Source organism: Pseudomonas sp. SDI (assembly GCF_003105155.1).
In the GTDB taxonomy this organism is placed as follows: Bacteria; Pseudomonadota; Gammaproteobacteria; order Pseudomonadales; family Pseudomonadaceae; genus Aquipseudomonas.
Genome location: NZ_QETK01000030.1, coordinates 25,343 through 39,784, shown reverse-complemented (window position 1 = coordinate 39,784; position 14,442 = coordinate 25,343). Strand labels below are relative to the sequence as shown.

General features: G+C 62.9%; 13 protein-coding genes. 7 read left to right on the top strand and 6 right to left on the bottom strand.

Annotation, left to right across the window (positions count from 1 at the left end; all coding sequences use genetic code 11):
- Positions 1 to 22: 22 nt before the first annotated feature.
- From DCO48_RS18600 to DCO48_RS18585, 4 genes are read right to left on the bottom strand one after another with little or no spacing between them, the layout of a single operon-like run.
- Positions 23 to 1,249: a hybrid sensor histidine kinase/response regulator gene (locus DCO48_RS18600; protein WP_116552074.1), complete on the bottom strand. Its 1,227-nt coding sequence runs from the start codon at positions 1,247 to 1,249 to the stop codon at positions 23 to 25.
- Positions 1,243 to 1,818: a chemotaxis protein CheB gene (locus DCO48_RS18595; protein WP_116552073.1), complete on the bottom strand. Its 576-nt coding sequence runs from the start codon at positions 1,816 to 1,818 to the stop codon at positions 1,243 to 1,245. The genes DCO48_RS18600 and DCO48_RS18595 overlap by 7 nt, the downstream gene beginning before the upstream one ends.
- The gene (locus DCO48_RS18590; RefSeq protein WP_371919525.1) at positions 1,815 to 2,630 is read right to left on the bottom strand and encodes a protein-glutamate O-methyltransferase CheR; all 816 of its coding nucleotides are present in this window, start codon (positions 2,628 to 2,630) and stop codon (positions 1,815 to 1,817) included. Before DCO48_RS18590 ends, DCO48_RS18595 begins: the two co-directional genes overlap by 4 nt.
- Before the next feature lie 2 nt (positions 2,631 to 2,632).
- A complete protein-coding gene (locus DCO48_RS18585) occupies positions 2,633 to 6,127 on the bottom strand; it encodes a response regulator (RefSeq protein ID WP_116552071.1) in 3,495 nt (1,164 codons plus the stop codon).
- A 274-nt stretch (positions 6,128 to 6,401) separates the two neighbouring features.
- Between DCO48_RS18585 and DCO48_RS18580 the strand changes: the two genes are divergently transcribed.
- Together DCO48_RS18580 and DCO48_RS18575 are read left to right on the top strand one after the other, a co-directional pair.
- Complete coding sequence (locus DCO48_RS18580) at positions 6,402 to 6,761, top strand: response regulator (RefSeq protein WP_116552070.1); 360 nt, start codon at positions 6,402 to 6,404, stop codon at positions 6,759 to 6,761.
- A 112-nt stretch (positions 6,762 to 6,873) separates the two neighbouring features.
- Positions 6,874 to 7,977: a glycosyltransferase family 4 protein gene (locus DCO48_RS18575; protein WP_116552069.1), complete on the top strand. Its 1,104-nt coding sequence runs from the start codon at positions 6,874 to 6,876 to the stop codon at positions 7,975 to 7,977.
- Here DCO48_RS18575 and cobF read toward each other — a convergent pair.
- Together cobF and DCO48_RS18565 are read right to left on the bottom strand one after the other, a co-directional pair.
- Positions 7,946 to 8,683, bottom strand: coding sequence for a precorrin-6A synthase (deacetylating) (gene cobF / locus DCO48_RS18570; RefSeq protein WP_116552068.1), 738 nt, complete (start codon positions 8,681 to 8,683; stop codon positions 7,946 to 7,948). The genes DCO48_RS18575 and cobF overlap by 32 nt on opposite strands.
- Before the next feature lie 68 nt (positions 8,684 to 8,751).
- A complete protein-coding gene (locus tag DCO48_RS18565; protein WP_116552067.1) occupies positions 8,752 to 10,041 on the bottom strand; it encodes an OprD family porin in 1,290 nt (429 codons plus the stop codon).
- 376 nt (positions 10,042 to 10,417) lie between these two features.
- On the opposite strand from DCO48_RS18565, the gene DCO48_RS18560 reads away from it, so the two are divergent.
- The 5 genes from DCO48_RS18560 to DCO48_RS18540 all read left to right on the top strand — a co-directional run bounded on the left by DCO48_RS18560 (position 10,418) and on the right by DCO48_RS18540 (position 14,368).
- A complete protein-coding gene (locus DCO48_RS18560) occupies positions 10,418 to 10,777 on the top strand; it encodes a histone-like nucleoid-structuring protein, MvaT/MvaU family (RefSeq protein WP_116552066.1) in 360 nt (119 codons plus the stop codon).
- Between the two features lie 219 nt (positions 10,778 to 10,996).
- Positions 10,997 to 11,518 (top strand): lactoylglutathione lyase, encoded by a 522-nt coding sequence (gloA, locus tag DCO48_RS18555; RefSeq protein WP_116552065.1) that lies wholly within the window; start codon positions 10,997 to 10,999, stop codon positions 11,516 to 11,518.
- A gap of 380 nt (positions 11,519 to 11,898) precedes the next feature.
- The gene (locus DCO48_RS18550; RefSeq protein ID WP_116552064.1) at positions 11,899 to 12,384 is read left to right on the top strand and encodes a flavin reductase family protein; all 486 of its coding nucleotides are present in this window, start codon (positions 11,899 to 11,901) and stop codon (positions 12,382 to 12,384) included.
- A 96-nt stretch (positions 12,385 to 12,480) separates the two neighbouring features.
- Complete coding sequence (locus tag DCO48_RS18545) at positions 12,481 to 13,524, top strand: LLM class flavin-dependent oxidoreductase (RefSeq protein WP_116552063.1); 1,044 nt, start codon at positions 12,481 to 12,483, stop codon at positions 13,522 to 13,524.
- A gap of 253 nt (positions 13,525 to 13,777) precedes the next feature.
- Positions 13,778 to 14,368 (top strand): amino acid synthesis family protein, encoded by a 591-nt coding sequence (locus DCO48_RS18540; protein WP_116552062.1) that lies wholly within the window; start codon positions 13,778 to 13,780, stop codon positions 14,366 to 14,368.
- The last annotated feature ends 74 nt before the right edge of the window (positions 14,369 to 14,442 follow it).

Genomic DNA, 14,442 nt, shown 5'->3' with positions numbered 1-14,442 from the left:
GAGTCGCCATAGGACCCCGGGCTCAAGCAGAGGTTGCCTGTTGCTGGGTATTTTCCTGCATGTCGCGCAGCAGCGGCAGGCGCACGATAAAGGTCGCGCCCTCGCCTTCGACACTGCTCACACTGATGCTGCCGCCATGGGCCAGGACGATCTGCTCGGAGATGTACAAACCCAGACCGAGGCCGGCCGTGCTCTGACTGGATGAAACCCGCTCGAACTGCTGAAAGATCCGTTGCTGATTGGCTTCGCTGATGCCAATGCCGAAATCGCGCACCTCCACGCAGGCCAGCCCCTGTACTTCGCGCACGCGCACCTGCACCGGGCCCTTGCGTCCGTAGCGCAGGGCGTTGCTCAGCAGGTTGGCGATCACCTGTTCGATGCGGAATTCATCCCACACCCCCAGCACCGGCTGCGCCGCCTCCAGGCTCAGGCTGCACTCGGCGGCGGCGGCCTGGGCCGCGAAGTTTTCCAGCAGGCCGCTGACCAGTTGGCTCAGGTCGAACGACGACGGGCGAATCGACAGTTTGCCGGTGCGGATCCGCGACACGTCGAGCATGTCTTCGATCAGGCGAATCAGGCTGTTGATCTGCCGCTCGTCACGCTCGACCATGGCGCGCATCTTGTCCAGGCTGAAGGCGTCGGCGTTGTCCCGCGCCAGGTGCAGCTTGCGCAGCTGGGTTTCGAGGATCAGGCCGTTGAGCGGCGTGCGCACTTCGTGGGAAACAATCGACATGAAATCGTCGCGCATGCGCACCGCGTGCTCCAGCTCGCCGCGCGCCACCTCCAGCTGGGCCAGCAGCAGTTCCTGCTCCTGGCGGCTGCGTTCCAGCTCCTGCAATTGCTCGTCGAGGCCCTTGCGCTGGCGGAACAGGTCGACGAACACCGTCACCTTGCTCTTCACCGCATGCACGTCGAGCGGCTTGTGCAGGAAGTCCACCGCACCGCTTTCGTAGCCCTTGAAGGCGTAGTTCATCTCGCGCGCCGCCGCGCTGACGAAGACGATCGGGATGTTCTTGGTTTTTTCCGTGCCGCGCATCAGCTCGGCCAGCTCGAAGCCGTTCATGCCGGGCATCTGCACGTCGAGGATGGCCAGGGCGAATTCGTGCTCGAGCAGCAGCGACAGCGCCTGGTCAGCCGACTGCGCCTTGAACACCGCGCGGTCGTCGGCCTTGATCAGGGCCTCGAGCGCCACCAGGTTCTCCGGCAGGTCGTCGACGATCAGCAGTTTGGCTTGGATATGGCTTAGCATTCACGTGGTTCCAGCGTGGCGAGCAAGTGCCCGATGCCGTTCAAAGGGAGTATATGGTCAGGCCGCAACAGCGCCAGCGCTGCTTCGGGCATGACGGCGACTTGCGCCTGGGCCGGGTCCTGAACGATGGTCCGACCGCCACACTGTTGGATGCGCGCCAGGCCTCTGGCACCGTCTTCGTTGGCCCCGGTCAGCAACACGCCGACCAACCCGCTGCCATAGGCATCGGCCGCCGACTCGAACAGGAAGTCGATGGCCGGGCGGGAAAAATGCACGCGGTCTTCCTGGCTCAACGACAAGCTGTAGTCCTTTTCCACCGACAGGTGATAGCTGGGGCCGGCTACATAGATCATCCCCGGCGCGATACGTTCCTTGTCGCGCCCCTCGCGCACCGGCCGTTGCAGACGCTTGGCGAACACGTCGGCGAGCTGGCTGTGACGGCCGTCCGGCAGGTGCAGCACGCACAGCAGTGGAATCGGGTAGTCGCGCGGCAACGCGGCGAATACCGCCAGCAGCGCCGTAACGCCGCCCGCCGAAGCGCCAAGGACAATCGCATCGACCGGATTCATAGCTTGCGGTAGATCCGCTCGGGCCGGCACAGTGGCTCGAAACGCTCCGAATAGGCCGAGAAGTCCAGGGTTTCCTTGCTGCCCAGGACCAGGAAGCCGCGATGACACAGCGATTCGTGAAACAAGCCAAAGGCGCGGTCCTGCAGGCCCTTGTTGAAGTAGATCAGCACGTTGCGACACGACACCAGCTGGGTTTCGGAGAACACGCTGTCGGTGGCCAGGCTGTGGTCGGCGAAGGTCACGTTCTCGCGCAGGCTGCTGTCGAGGATGGCGTTGCCGTAGGCCGCCGTGTAGTAGTCGCTGAACGCGCGCAGGCCGCCGGCCTTCTGATAGTTCTCGGTGTACTCGCGCATGCTCGGCAGCGAGTAGATGCCCTGCTTGGCCTTTTCCAGCGAGCTGGGGTTGATGTCGGTGGCGTAGAGGATGGTGCGCTCAAGCAGGCCTTCCTCGCGCAGCAGGATGGCCATCGAGTAGACCTCTTCGCCAGTGCTGCAACCGGCGATCCAGATTTTGATCGATGGCCAGGTCTTCAGGTGCGGCACCACCTCGCGGCGCAGCGCGAGGAAGTGCTCGGGGTCGCGAAACATCTCGCTCACCGGGATGGTCAGGTATTGCAGCAACTGCATGAACACCCCCGGGTCGTGCAGCACCCGTTCCTGCAACGCCGATACGGTGGCGCAGTCGAACTGACGCACGGCATGCAGCACCCGGCGCTTGATCGAGGCGCCGGAATAGTCGCGGAAGTCGTAGCTGTACTTGAGGTAGATCGCCTCGATCAACAGCCGGATTTCAATGTCGGTATTGCGTTCGATGATCAAATTCGCTCCAGTTGCGGCAGCCAGACGCGGATCAGCGAGAACAGTCGGTCCAGCTCGATCGGTTTGGCCAGGTAATCGTTGGCGCCGGCTTGCAGGCAGCGCTCCTGGTCATCCTTCATCGCCTTGGCGGTGACCGCGATGATCGGCAGCTTGCGCCAGCGCGGGTCCTTGCGGATCAGCCGGGTGGCTTCGTAGCCGTCCATCTCCGGCATCATCACGTCCATCAGCACCAGGTCGATGTCGCTGGTGCTCTCCAGCTTGTCGATGGCTTCGCGGCCGTTACGGCCGATCTCGACGATGGCGCCCTTGTGCTCCAGGGCACTGGTGAGGGCGAAAATGTTGCGCACGTCGTCGTCCACCAGGAGGATCTTGCGCCCCTCGAAGACCTTGTCACGGCTGCGCGCGGTCTTGAGCATGCGCTGGCGTTCATGGGACAGCGTCGATTCGACCTTGTGCAGGAACAGCGTGACTTCGTCAAGCAGGCGCTCCGGCGAGCGCGCGCCCTTGATGATGATCGAGCGCGAGTACTTGAGCAGGTCGGCCTCTTCGTCGCGGGTCAAGTTGCGCCCGGTATACACGATCACCGGCGGGAACGAGCGGATGTCGTCGGCGGTCATGCGCTTGAGCAGCTCGTTGCCGAGCATGTCGGGCAGTTTGAGGTCGATGATCATGCAGTCGTAGATCTTTTCGCGCAGCAGGTCGAGGGCCTCCTGGGCCATGCCGACGGCAGTGATCTGGATATCGTCGTCGCCAATCAGGCGGGCAATGCTTTCGCGCTGCAGGTCGTCATCCTCGACCAGCAGGATATGCTTGAGTTTCTGCGTGAGCTTTTCTTCCAGGCGGGCGAACACCGTCTTCAGTTCTTCGCGGCTGGTCGGCTTGACCGCATAGCCGATGGCGCCCATGTGCATGGCCGCCTCGACGCGGTCTTCGACAGAAATGATGTGCACCGGAATGTGCCGGGTGCTGGCCTGCTCCTTGAGCCGTTGCAGCACGGTGAGCCCGGAGTGGTCGGGCAGGCGCATGTCCAGCAGGATCGCGTCGGGCAGGTAGCTGGCGGCCAGCTCGAAACCTTCGTCGGCGGCCTGGGCCACCAGGCAGCTGTAGCCCAGTTCATGGGCCAGGTCGAAGAGAATGCGAGCAAAGTTCGGTTCGTCCTCGATCACCAGGATGCAGCGGTTGCTGAACGGCGCATTGCCTCGGTCGTCGGCGAAGCTCACCGGCGGCCGTGGCACTTCCAGCACCGGCGGGGCGACCGCGGCCACTGGCGCCACCGGCAACGGCGCCGGCTGGTTGAGCACCACCGGGCGGCTCTGCTCGACCACCGGTTCGTAACGCTCGGGCAGAATCAGGCTGAACACGCTGCCGGTGCCCAGGCGGCTGTCGAGGCTGATCTGGCCACCGAGCAGTTGCGCCAGGTCGCGGGAGATCGACAGGCCCAGGCCGGTGCCGCCATAGCGGCGGTTGGTGGTGCCATCGGCCTGGTGGAAGGCCTCGAAGATGCTCTGCTGCTGATCGGCGGCAATGCCGATGCCAGTGTCGCGCACGGCGAACACCAGGCCATTGCCGGGCTGGTAGCCGATTTCCAGGCTGACCTTGCCCTGCTCGGTGAACTTGAAGGCGTTCGACAGCAGGTTCTTGAGGATCTGTTCCAGGCGCTGGCGGTCGGTGTAGAGGGTCGCCGGCACGTTGGCCGCGATGCTCACCTCGAAGCCCAGGCACTTCTCGCTGGCCAGTGGTTCGAACAGCCCGCGCAGGCCTTCGGCCAGGCGCGTGACGTGGGTGGTTTCGGCACGTACATCGAGCTTGCCGGCCTCGACCTTGGCGATGTCGAGGATGTCGTTGATCAGGTTGAGCAGGTCGTTGCCGGCCGAGTAGATCGACTCGGCGAACTTGACCTGTTCGGCGCTGAGGTTGCCCTGGGCGTTCTCGGCCAGCAGCTTGGCCAGGATCAGCGAGCTGTTCAGCGGAGTACGCAGCTCATGGGACATGTTGGCGAGGAATTCCGACTTGTACTTGCTCGAACGCTGCAGTTCCTCGGCACGCGCCTGCAACTCGACCTGAGCCTGGTTCAACTCGTTGTTCTTGCGGTCGAGGGCGTCGCGCTGGTCGGCCAGGGCATCGGTGCGCTGGGCCAGTTGCTCGTTGGTCTGCTCAAGCTCGGCCTGCTGGGTTTCCAGGTGCGCCTGGGACTCCTTGAGCACCCGCGATTGCTCTTCGAGCTCTTCGTTGGCGGTTTTCAGTTCTTCCTGCTGCACCTGCAGCTCTTCGTTCAGCTGCTGGGTTTCGGCCAGTACTTCCTGCAAGCGCTGACGGTAGCGTGCACTTTCGATGGAAATACCGACGTTGTCGCTGACCAGTTCGAGGAACTCGATGTCGCGCTCGTCAAGCGGGCGCAGGAAGCCCAACTCGACCACGCCGTTGATCTGCCCGTCGTTGCTCGCCGGCATCATCAGTACGCTGCGCGGCAGGCCGTCGCCCAGGCCCGAGTTGACCTTGAAGTAGCCTTCCGGCACGTCGTCCAGACGGATCAGCCGGCCTTGCATCACCGCCTGGCCAAGCAGGCCTTCCTGGGCGCCGAGCAGCTGTTCCTGGCCGTCCTGCTCGCGGGAGAAGCCGTAGCTGGCGACCCGCCGCAGGTTGCCATGGTCGTCGCGGACATAGAGGGCGGCGACCACGCTGCCGAGGTAGTTACCGAAAAACTGCAGGATATTGTGGCCAAGCGTCGGCAGGGTCAGTTGCCCGAGCACCTGCTCGGCCAGCCGGGTTTGCCCGCTGCGCAACCAGGCCTGTTGTTGCAGGCGCTCGGTGGCGCGCTGCTGGGCCTCGAGGTTGGCGGTGTAGTTGCTGGACAGGCTCAGCAAGTCGCGGCGGCCGGTGTAGGCCAGCAGGCCACTGAGCAGCAGGACGAAACCCAGGTACACCGACACCGAGACCACCGTGGTGGTGCTGACGTTGTCGTTGCGCTGCTGGCGCAGCTGCTGCTCCATGCCGACGAAGGTGTCGAACTCCTTGCGGATCTCGTCGGTCAGGCGCTTGCCGCGCCCGGAACTGATCGAGGCACGGTAGTCACCGTTCTGCCGGCGCAGCTCGATCATTTCCTTGGCGAAGACATTCCACTCGTTCTGCAGCGCCTGCAGACGGCTCAGACGATCGACCTGCTGCGGGTTGTCGGCAACCAGTTCCTTGAGCCCGGCCAGCTCGGCGTTGATCCGTGGCTTGGCCACTTCGTACGGATCAAGAAAGTGCTCCTCGCCGGTGAGCATGAAACCGCGCATGCCGGTTTCCATGTCGATGGACAATTTGACCGCCTCGGTGGCGTTGTTGATCACCCGGTCGGTGTGTTTCACCCATTGGATGGCCGACAGCAGGTAGGCGATTACCGCGATGAACACCAGGGCACTGAGCAGGCCGACGCCCAGGGGCAAGCCGATGTTTCGGCTCAGCAGCCTGCGAAAGCTTTGCTGGTCGGTCGAGACGGGTCGGGTCATGGCAAAGGTCCGGACAAAGGTCGTTCAAAGAAGTGTGACGGAATTTCGAGCAATTATTCTAGGAAAAATTGCCTTCTCGGGTTTCGAGTCTATCTGCGTTTGCCTATTCTGACAGGGCATTTAGCCAGCATTTGAGAGGCATCCAGCACAATCGTTCCCTGTTGTGTGCGAGGTGGTTATGCTGCGCGCCCGAGCAGTTTTTCGTCGCTTGGGGGAACTTCACCCAGCGCGCTGTTTACAGATTAAGTGTCACCTTTTGCACAGGATTACTGCCATGCCCGTTACCGCCCCGCTATTGGTCGTTGAAGACGACGATATCGTGCGCATGTTGATTGTCGACGTGCTGGAGGAGCTTGGTTATTCCGTGGTTGAAGCCAGCGATGCACAACGTGCACTGAGGGTACTCAACGATCCGGACCAGGCGCTGGCGATGATGATGACCGATGTCGGTTTGCCGGATATGGACGGCAAGGTACTGGCCCTGCAGGCCAGGGCAGCACGGCCGTTGTTGCCGATTCTGTTTGCCAGTGGCTATGCCGAAACGGTGGAGGTGCCGGACGGCATGCATTCGATTGGCAAACCGTTCAACATCGAGCAGTTGCGCGACACGGTGAACAGGGTTCTGAATGGTTAGACAAGGCTTCGCGGGATGTGCCGCAGGTCCACTGTGGGAACGTCCCGCGATAGGGCCAGCCCTGCCAGCCTGATTCTGCTTTAATAGCCGGCCTTTTCCCCTGGGGCGCCCCATGCTCAAGTTCCAGCTCATCGGCCACCCCCGCGCCGATCTCCTCGACACCTTCCACGCCCGTGGCTGGCAGCTCAGCGACGACAGCCCCGACGTTATCCTGTTCGACCACTACCGCAGCGAGGAACAGCACGGCACGCGGATCCGCCGCGAGCACCCTCAGGCCCTGCGCGTGCTTGCCGTCGACGCCCTGCACAGCCTGCACGACGCCCGCCAGCAGTTGCTGCGCCGACGCCTGGCAGAAGGCCTGGACAGCAACGATTTCCGCGCACTGTTCGCCACCTCCGGCCCCGACCTCTACCAGCAGATGGCCACTGCCGCGCTGACCCAACGGGAAATCGCCGCGCTGTACCGCTGCGACCTCAGCCTGATCAGTTCCGACGTCGAGATCGACCTGCTGTGCAACGGCTTCGGCCTGCCCCAACACCTGCTGCACTGGTGTCCGGGCAGCCGCCCCGCGGTCACCGAAGCGCTTCACCCGTACGCCGAACGCGAACATTTCGTCATGCTGGGCGATTACCGCAGTGCGGCCAACGCCGATGCCCTGTTGTGGCTGAAACACAGCCTCTGGCCAATGCTGCGCCGGCGCCTGCCGGATGCCCAGGTGCACGTGTACGGCGCCAACCTGGCGGACAACACCGTCGCCCTGCATTGCCCCACGGAAGGCTTCCACCTGCACGGCCCGGCTGAAGACCCGACGGCGGTACTAAGCGCAGCGCGGGTCTGCCTGGCCCCCCTGCGCTTCGGGGCGGGGATCAAGCCGGCGCTGCTCGACGCCCTCCACTGCGGCACGCCCAGCGTGACCACCCCCATCGGCAGCGAAGCCATGCACGGCGCCCTGCCCTGGCCCGGCGCCGTGGTGTCGCTGGCCGAAGCCCTGGCCGATGCCGCTGCCAACCTGTACCGCGACGAAGCCCGCTGGCAGCAGGCGCAGCAGCAGGCCCGGCAACTGCTGGCCAACCGTTACGCACCGCGCTGGCACTGCGAGGCCTTGGCCGAGCGCATCGAACAGGCGCTGCTGGACCTGAGCCAGCACCGCCTGTTCAACTTCACCGGGGCGATGCTCTGCCGGCTTACCGACGCCGCAGCAAGTACGTGTCCATGATCCAGCCCTTGCGCGCGCGGGCCTGCTCGCGCTGCTGCAGGATCTGCGCCTTCACCGTCGCCAGCGGGCCTTCGATCAGCAGTTCGTCCGGGGTGCCGAGGTAGGCGCCCCAATAGATGTGCAGGTCAGGGTCGTCGAGTTCGGCGAAGGCACCGTGGCCGTCGAGCATCACCACCAGGTTGTCGATCCGCGACTGCTCGCCCAGGCGCCGGCCAGGCAGGATCGTCAGCGGCTCGCCAATGCGGTTGAGGGGGATACGGTGGCGCGCGGCCAGGGCCTGCACGCTGCTGATGCCGGGGATGACCTCCAGGCTGAAGTCGTGGCCTTCGACGCGTTCGAGAATACGCAAGGTACTGTCGTAGAGACCGGGCTCGCCCCACAGCAGAAACGCCCCGGTTTGTCCGTCGAGCAGTTCGTCGGCGATCAGCCGGGCATACAGCACGGCACGCTGGCGGTGCCAGTCCTGCACGGCGCCAACGTAGTCGCTGGCCGCGCCGTCGCGCTGCGGGTCTTCGACCTGCAGCAGACGATACGGCTGGCGAGCATGCTCTGCCAGCAACGCCTTGCGCAGACGCAACAGGTCGTCGTTGGCGGGCCCCTTGTCGAGCACGAAGAACACCTCGGCACGGTTCAGTGCGTCGATGGCCTCCAGGGTGATCTGCCGCGGGTTGCCCGGGCCGATGCCGATCAGTAGCAGGTGTTTCATCGCGAAAACTCTCCCATGGGCACGCGACCATTGTCGGCCGGCCGGCGCCCCTTGGCAAAGCGCCGCGCTTACAGCAGGGAGAAGGTGTAGCTGACGATGACCCGGGTTTCGTCCATGTCCCGCGCCCACTTTTCATAGTTGCTGCGGTAAGTAGAGTTACGCAGGCGCACGCTGACATCCTTGAAGGTACCGCTCTGGACCTGGTACTTGAGCTCGCTATCGCGCTCCCATTCCTTGCCCTCGGCCAGGCTGCCTGGCACCTTGATATGGTCGCCGTTGATGTAGCGGGTGAAGAACGTCAGGCCGTTCAGGCCCAAGGCCTTGAAGTCGTAGTCGTAACGCAACTGCCAGGACCGCTCCTGGGCGGCGGCGAAGTCGTTGACCTGCGCGTAGTTGACCAGGTACGGGTTGCTGCCATCGAGGTACGGCATGGCGTCTTCGCCGAACATGCGCTGCCAGCCGGCGCTGAGCTTGTGCCCGCCCAGGCTGTAGCCGAGCATGCCGCTGAAGGCGCGGTGGTCGATATCGCCGGCACGGGCGCGGCCGATATCGTCGCTCTTGATCAGGCGCAGGTCGGCCGACAGGCTGCCGACACTCAGCGGCTGAGTGGCCAGCAGGCCGAGGAAGTGCTGGCGGTAGATGTTTTCCAGCTTGGCGACCTGGTACTGGGCACTGAGGCGCTCGTTGAAGCGATAGTCGACGCCGGCCATGTCGAAGTGATCGGCGCTGGTATCGCAGGCATAGCGCTTGTTCTTGCAGTGCACGCGGATGTCCTGGGCATCGGTGGAATCGCGGGCGGTGTACTTGTCCAGGCGGGCCACGCTGAACTTCAGATTACGAATTTCTTCCGAGGTCAGCAGCGCACCATTGAACAAGGTCGGCAACAAGCGGCCGTCGTTGTATTTGAGCAGCGGCATATCCGGGAGCAGCGCGCCGATCTTCAGCACGCTCTTCGAATAGCGCACTTTGCCGGCCACGCCGAGTTTCGCGTACTGATCCACCGAACGCCGTGGATCATGCCCGGAGGACGGCAGCAAGCCGCTGTTACTGTCGGCCGGGCTTGAATCGAGTTTAAAACCGATCATGCCCAGGGCATCGACGCCGAAACCGACGGTGCCGTCGGTATAACCGGACTGCGCGTTCAGAATAAAGCCTTGTGCCCACTCTTCGCGTTTCGACGCACCCTGGCTGGCACTGCTGTGACCGTCGCGGAAATCACGGTTGAAATAAACATTACGCGCTTCGACTTTGGCGCTGCTGTCTTCAAGAAAACCGCCGGCCTGGGCCGATCCAGCGACGAACAACGCCACCAGGCTGCCAAGACGGCGCCCGGAGGCGAAAGGGAATGGGGCAAACATCAGAAACGAATATCCGAATAGAGGGACAAAGAATCAACGGGCGCAATCCGGGCGCCGGCCATGCACCACCGCAGGCAACCCGACGGTGATCGATAATTTTCTCGAAAACGCTCTATCTCGGGCCATTGGACCATGGTCTAAGGCTGCGCGCGGGCCGTCGGCTTAATGCTTTAGTATGCGCTGTTAGAGCAAGTAAGCAGTGCCTGTTAAAGTTCCATGAAGCGGCACTAAAAAGTTTAATGATCCCCCCCCTGTGCTTGACTACACTGTTATTCACGGTGTTGCTTTTATCCACCCGGTGGCCGTTGCGTTTATAACCACTGATTGTTCGTGCCAACACGTGCGCCCATTTGCCGATTACAGAGGAGTGATCACAGTGTCCCGACTTGCAGAGTTTCGTGCTGCCGAAAAAGCCCTCCAGGAACAGCTCGCACAACTGGAGACGTTGAAAAAGGATGCCGGCCTCAAACGCGAAATCGAATTCGAGCAGAAACTTGTCAGCCTGATGAAAAGCTACGACAAAGACCTGCGCGACATTATCGACATTCTCGACCCCAGGGCTGCCACCAAACCGCTTGCGCACACGCCGCGAACCCGCCGCGCGCGCGTAGTGAAAGTCTATGAAAACCCGCATACCGGCGAGCTGATCGAGACCAAGGGTGGTAACCACCGCGGCCTCAAGGCATGGAAACAACAGTATGGCGCGACAACCGTGGAAAGTTGGTTGCGCCGCTGACAATGGCTTCACATATTTTTCACATCGGCTGTTTCAGGATGGAGGCTGCTAAAGGATTAGCGCCCCATAAGCCCGCTTCGGCGGGCATCTATTTCTTGCGCCCCGTCGGCTTCTGGCTCACGGGGCGCAAACCGTTTGCGCTCTCGGTTCACTGCCGTATCATGGCCACCTGACTGTTCCGCCGGCGCTTCTGGCGTCGGCCTCTCCTGCGGAGTGCCCATGAGCCTGCAAGACCTCAACACCTTCCCCGGTGTCACCGCGCAACCCGATGCCGCGACCCAGAATTTCGTCTTCAACCACACCATGCTGCGGGTCAAGGACATCACCAAGTCCCTGGACTTCTACACCCGCGTACTGGGCTTCAGCCTGGTCGAGAAACGCGACTTCCCGGAAGCCGAGTTCAGCCTGTACTTCCTCGCCCTGGTCGACAAGGCGCAGATCCCCGCCGACGACGCCAAGCGCAACGAGTGGATGAAATCCATTCCCGGCATTCTTGAGCTGACCCACAACCACGGCACCGAGAACGACCCGGCCTTCGCCTACCACAATGGCAACACCGACCCGCGCGGGTTCGGCCATATCTGCATTTCGGTACCGGATATCCGCGCGGCCTGCGAGCGCTTCGAAGCCCTCGGCGTGACCTTCCAGAAGCGCCTGAGCGACGGCCGCATGAAGCACCTGGCGTTCGTCAAGGACCCGGACGACTACTGGGTCGAAATCATCCAGCCGACCGAGTTCTGACTCGCGCACGCCCCGAAAGTCGAGCGCAATATTGCTGGCGCTACGCGCCAGATCGCGGGATGAGCCCGCTCCCACAGAAAGCCCCTGCTTGCTCTTCTGTGGGAGCGGGCTCGTCCCGCGATGGGCGTAGTCACGCACCATCAGCAGCGGCCCATAGCGGCCGAAAGCGCGATCACGCTGCCGACCATCTTATGCGCTTTCTACCCCAGTAAAAGTCTCCAAAACCGTCTGAAAACCCCGTGTTTACTGGGCTTAACGCCTAAGCGGGCGCGTTCGTCCGTCGTCGAAAATTCCCCTTGCAAAATAGGTATTACGGTATACCATCAGACACATCAACGATAAAAACGCGGAACACACCGCGGCATTCCGAGGACCACGCCATGATCGACGCAACTGTCTACAAGAACGTTATGGGCTCCTTCCCTTCCGGCGTTACGGTGATCACCACCCTCGACGACGACGGCCAAGTGGTCGGGCTGACGGCCAGCGCCTTCAGTTCGCTGTCGATGGACCCGCCGCTGGTGCTGTTCTGCCCCAACTACAGTTCCGACTCCTACCCCGTGCTGATCCGCAACAAGCGCTTTGCCATCCATCTGCTCTCCGGCGCACAACAGGCCGAAGCCTATGCGTTCGCCCGCAAGGGCAAGGACAAGGCCCAGGGCATCGAGTGGACCCTGAGCGCGCTGGGCAACCCGTTGCTGGCCAATGCCACGGCAATCATCGAGTGCGAGCTATGGCGCGAGTACGAAGGTGGCGACCACGCCATCATGGTCGGCGCGGTACAGAACCTGATCGTCCCCGCGCAGGCACCGAGCCCGCTGGTGTATTGCCGCGGCAAGATGGCCGCACTGCCGGCCTTTGCCTGAGCCCCTGTTCTTATGAGCGGCACCCACCCGGTGCCCGTCGCGCCTGACCCCGCCTGATCCGACAGGCGACCGCCAACACGATCCGAGGAATGCCTGATGAAATTTTCGTTGTTCGTACACATGGAACGTTGGGATGAACAGGTCAGCCACCGCCAGCTGTTCGAAGACCTTACCGAACTGACCCTGATGGCCGAAGACGGCGGTTTCAGCACCGTGTGGATCGGCGAACACCACGCCATGGAATACACCATCTCGCCGAGCCCGATGCCACTGCTGGCCTACCTGGCGGCACGCACCACGACCATTCACCTCGGTGCCGGCACCATCATCGCGCCGTTCTGGCACCCGCTGCGGGTCGCTGGCGAATGCGCCCTGCTCGATGTGATCAGCAACGGTCGCATGGAAGTCGGCCTGGCGCGCGGTGCCTACCAGTTCGAGTTCGACCGCATGGCCAACGGCATGCCGGCTTCCGAGGGCGGCCAGGCGCTGCGCGAGATGGTCCCAGTGGTGCGTGCGTTGTGGCAAGGCGATTACGCCCACGACGGCGAGATCTGGAAGTTCCCCACCTCCACCTGCGTGCCCAAACCGATCCAGCAACCGGTGCCCCCGATGTGGATCGCCGCGCGCGACCCGGACTCGCACAACTTCGCGGTGAAGAACGGCTGCAACGTGATGGTCACCCCCCTGATGAAGGGTGACGAGGAAGTCGTCGACCTGAAGAACAAGTTCGAAGCCGCCCTGGCCAACAACCCGGACGTACCGCGCCCGCAACTGATGGTGCTGCGCCACACCCACGTGCACAGCCCGGCCGAACCGGAGGGCTGGAAGATCGGCGCCCAGGCGATCTCGCGCTTCTACCGCACCTTCGACGCCTGGTTCGGCAACAAGCAGACCCCGCAGAACGGCTTCCTCGCGCCCAGCCCGGAAGAGAAGTTCAAGGAGCGCCCGGAGTTCGAACTGGACACCATCCGCAAGAACACCATGATCGGTACGCCGGCAGAAATCATTGCGCGGATCAAATACTACCAGGCGCTGGGTGTCGACGAGTTCAGCTTCTGGTGCGACAACAGCTTGCCGCATGCCGAGAAGCGCAAGTCGCTGGCACTGTTCATCAACGAAGTGGTGCCGGCGTTCCGTTGATCGACCGATCCCGAGGGCCATGTCAGCCGGCGGTGGTTCTGATTTTCTAGCGCCTTCAAGCGCATCGCGGGACGCGCCCGCTCCCGCACGGTTAACGCAAAACCCTGTGGGAGTGGGCGCGTCCCGCGATGCTTTTTGTTGCACCCACCACTTATCCCCTCGTCCGCAGAAATGTTCGGCAACCTCTTGCACATCAAATATTATGGTATACCATCAGACAACAAGAGCTAATCACCCGCCACAGGAGCAGTTCATGAGTTTTGAAATCCGCAAAATCGTCACCTACGCCGAACAAACCTTCATCGAAGGCGGCAAGGCCACCGACACCCCGGTGACCATGGTCGGCCTGGCCGTGGTGATCAAGAACCCATGGCTGGGTCGTGGTTTCGTCGACGACCTCAAGCCGGAAATCCGCGCCAACTGCTCCGACCTCGGCGCGCTGATGGTCGAACGCCTGGTAGCCGCCATCGGCGGAGCCGAGAAGATCGAAGCCTATGGCAAGGCCGCCGTGGTCGGCGCCGACGGCGAAATCGAGCACGCCTCGGCGGTGATCCACACCCTGCGCTTCGGCAACCACTACCGCGAAGCGGTCAAGGCCAAGAGCTACCTGAGCTTCACCAACAAGCGCGGCGGCCCGGGCACCTCGATCCAGATCCCGATGATGCACAAGGACGACGAAGGCCTGCGCTCGCACTACATCACCCTGGAAATGCAGATCGAAGACGCGCCACGCGCCGACGAGATCGTGGTCGTGCTGGGCTGTGCCGACGGCGGCCGCCTGCATCCACGCATCGGCAACCGCTACATCGACCTGGAAGAGCTGGCTGCGGAAAAAGCCCAATAACAACAGCAACGGGCCGGGGCGTGTCACCGGTCGATGCCCGGCGCCCAGCGGCAAATCGACTGCAACACGCCCGA

Coding starts and splice junctions, on each gene's coding strand:
- DCO48_RS18600 (WP_116552074.1), bottom strand. CDS start 1,249: ATGCTAAGCCATATCCAAGCCAAACTGCTGATCGTCGACGACCTGCCG.
- DCO48_RS18595 (WP_116552073.1), bottom strand. CDS start 1,818: ATGAATCCGGTCGATGCGATTGTCCTTGGCGCTTCGGCGGGCGGCGTT.
- DCO48_RS18585 (WP_116552071.1), bottom strand. CDS start 6,127: ATGACCCGACCCGTCTCGACCGACCAGCAAAGCTTTCGCAGGCTGCTG.
- DCO48_RS18580 (WP_116552070.1), top strand. CDS start 6,402: ATGCCCGTTACCGCCCCGCTATTGGTCGTTGAAGACGACGATATCGTG.
- DCO48_RS18575 (WP_116552069.1), top strand. CDS start 6,874: ATGCTCAAGTTCCAGCTCATCGGCCACCCCCGCGCCGATCTCCTCGAC.
- cobF (WP_116552068.1), bottom strand. CDS start 8,683: ATGAAACACCTGCTACTGATCGGCATCGGCCCGGGCAACCCGCGGCAG.
- DCO48_RS18565 (WP_116552067.1), bottom strand. CDS start 10,041: ATGTTTGCCCCATTCCCTTTCGCCTCCGGGCGCCGTCTTGGCAGCCTG.
- gloA (WP_116552065.1), top strand. CDS start 10,997: ATGAGCCTGCAAGACCTCAACACCTTCCCCGGTGTCACCGCGCAACCC.
- DCO48_RS18550 (WP_116552064.1), top strand. CDS start 11,899: ATGATCGACGCAACTGTCTACAAGAACGTTATGGGCTCCTTCCCTTCC.
- DCO48_RS18545 (WP_116552063.1), top strand. CDS start 12,481: ATGAAATTTTCGTTGTTCGTACACATGGAACGTTGGGATGAACAGGTC.
- DCO48_RS18540 (WP_116552062.1), top strand. CDS start 13,778: ATGAGTTTTGAAATCCGCAAAATCGTCACCTACGCCGAACAAACCTTC.